The organism is Sphingopyxis sp. (genome assembly GCF_036402335.1).
Lineage (GTDB): Bacteria > Pseudomonadota > Alphaproteobacteria > Sphingomonadales > Sphingomonadaceae > Sphingopyxis.
The window spans coordinates 1-2723 of sequence record NZ_DASWTD010000297.1 but is presented as its reverse complement, the minus strand read 5'-3'; the positions used below and the strand labels follow the sequence as shown (position 1 = coordinate 2723).

Annotated in this window: 2 protein-coding genes; both read left to right on the top strand. The window is 66.8% G+C overall.

Going from position 1 to position 2723, the window contains the following annotated elements:
* On the top strand, nucleotides 1-828 hold an 828-nt coding region (locus tag VGD20_RS09250), incomplete at its 5' end, for an NAD-dependent epimerase/dehydratase family protein (RefSeq protein WP_331134161.1).
* Entirely contained in the window at nucleotides 825-2648 is a 1824-nt protein-coding gene (locus VGD20_RS09245; protein WP_331134160.1) for a thiamine pyrophosphate-binding protein, read from the top strand. The genes VGD20_RS09250 and VGD20_RS09245, both read left to right, overlap by 4 nt.
* Nucleotides 2649-2723: the final 75 nt, after the last annotated feature.

Below are 2723 nucleotides of genomic sequence, written 5' to 3'. Positions count from 1 at the left end.
GCCGTCCGCGCCCCGCATCTCGCCCGGCGGTTCCAGCTTGTCGCGGGCGACATCGCCGATTTTATCGCGCCGCCCGGCCGCTACACCCATGTCATCCATGCCGCGACCGACGCGAGCGCGGCGCTCAATGCGAACGACCCGCGCCGCATGTTCGACACCATCGTCGCGGGCACCCGCCGCGCGCTCGATCTGGCGGTCGAACGCCAAGCCGGGCGCGTCCTCTTCATGAGCTCGGGCGCGGTCTACGGCGCGCAGCCGTGGGATGTCGGCCATGTCGCCGAGGACTGGCACGGCGGCCCCGATCCGCGCGATCCCAAATCGGCCTATGGCGAGGGCAAGCGCGCCGCCGAGCTGCTCTGCGCCATCTATGGCAAGCAGTTCGGGCTCGACATCGTCACCGCGCGCATCTTCGCGCTGCTCGGGCCCTTGCTGTCGCTCGACATCCATTTCGCCGCGGGCAATTTCATCCGCGACGCGATGGCGGGGCGGGCGATCCGGATCGAAAGCGCCGGCACCGCGGTGCGATCCTATCTTTACGCCGCCGATCTTGCTGCCTGGCTCTGGCTCATGCTGCTGCGCGCGCCGCGCGGTGCGACGTGGAATGCGGGGTCGGAGGAAGCAGTGTCGATCGCCGACCTCGCGCACCGCGTCGCCGCGGTTCTCGGCGGTCCCGGCGTCGAAATCCTCGGCCGCGCCGATGCCGGGTGGAACCCCGGCCGTTACGTTCCCTCGACCGTGCTGATCCGGGGCGGGCTGGGGGTCACGCCCACGGTGGATCTCGACGAAGCGATCCGCCGTACCGCAATCTTCAATGGATGGAAAAAATGAGCCAGATCAAGCTCTCCGACTGGGTCGCCCAGTTTCTCGCCGATAAGGATATTACCGATATCTTCATGCTGACGGGCGGCGGTGCGATGCACCTCAATCATTCGCTCGGCACGCACCCCGCGCTGACGACGACCTTCACGCATCACGAGCAAGCGCTGTCGATGGCGGCCGAGGCCTATTACCGGCTGACCAACCGGCTTGCGGTCGTCAACGTTACCTCGGGACCGGGCGGGACCAATGCGATCACCGGCGTCTATGGCGCCTTCGTCGATTCGATCGGCATGCTGGTGATCTCGGGGCAGGTAAAGACCGAAACCACGGTGCGCCACACGGGGCTGCCGCTGCGCCAATATGGCGACCAGGAACTCGATATCGAGGAACTGGTGCGTCCGGTCACCAAATATGCGACGATGGTCACCGATCCGCGGTCGATCCGCTACCATCTCGAAAAGGCGATCTACCTCGCGACGAGCGGCCGGCCGGGTCCGGTGTGGCTCGACGTCCCGCTCGACGTGCAGGCGGCGAAGATCGATCCCGATGACCTGCTGCCGGGCTTCGATCCCGCCGAGCTCGACGAGCCGTGGAAGCGCGGCGACCTGGCCGGGGTCGCGACCGATATCCTCGCCCGCATCGCGGCCGCCGAACGCCCGGTCGTCTTCGCGGGAAGCGGCGTGCGGCTCAGCGGCGCGCATGCGGAGTTCCTGACCTTGATCGAACGGCTCGGAGTCCCCGTCGTCACCGGCTGGAATGCGCATGATGCGCTGTGGACCGACCACCCGCTCAATTGCGGCAAGCCGGGAACCGTCGGCGACCGCGGCGGCAATATGGTGACGCAGAGCGCCGACCTGCTGCTCGTGCTCGGCAGCCGGCTCAACATCCGGCAGGTCAGCTACAATTGGCAGAGTTTTGCGCGCGGCGCGTACAAGATCTGGGTCGACATCGACCCGGTCGAGCTGGCGAAGCCGAATGTCGTCCCCGACATGCCGGTGACCGCCGACCTCGCCGACCTGATCCCGGCGCTGCTCGCGGCGCCCTATGCGGGGCCGACCGACACGCACCGCGAGTGGCTTGGCTGGGCGCGCGAGCGCGTGCGCCGCTTCCCGACCGTCCTTCCCGAATATCGCGACCACGACCAGCTCGTACATCCCTATGTCGCGATGGACGAACTGTTCGCGCAGCTTGGCGAAGACGATGTGGTCGTGACCGGCAACGGCAGCGCGTGCGTCATCGGATTCCAGGCAGCGCACCTGCGCCCCGGACAGCGGCTGTGGACCAATTCGGGGTGCGCGACGATGGGGTATGACCTGCCCGCCGCGATCGGGGTGTGCGCGGCGACCAAAGGAAGGCAGCGCGTGATCGCGATCGCCGGTGACGGCAGCATCATGATGAACCTGCAGGAAATGCAGACGATCGCGGGGTACCGCCTGCCGGTGAAGGTCATCCTGATCAACAACAGCGGCTATGTCTCGATCTTCCAGACGCAGCGCAATTTCTTTGGCGGCGTCGAAGTAGGCGGCGGGCCCAAGAGCAACGTCACCTTCCCCGATTTCGGCAAGATCGCGGCGGCTTTCGGCTTTGCCTATGTCCGCACCGATACCCATGCCGGCCTCGCCGATGCCATTGCCGAAACGCTGGCGACCGACGGCCCCGCCTTCTGCGAGATCGTCGTCGACGAGCATGTTCCGTTTGCGCCGAAGCTCGGTGCGAAACAGCATCCCGACGGGCGGATCACCTCGCCCGCACTCGAGGACCTGTCACCCTTCCTGCCGCGCGACGTGCTGGCGGAAAATATGCGCATCGCGCTGATCGACGAGGATTGATCCGATGCTTGGCCGCGTGGTTCCGCTCGGACGGCCGCTGCGCTTCCTCGTTGCGGGCGGCCTGAACACGCTGTT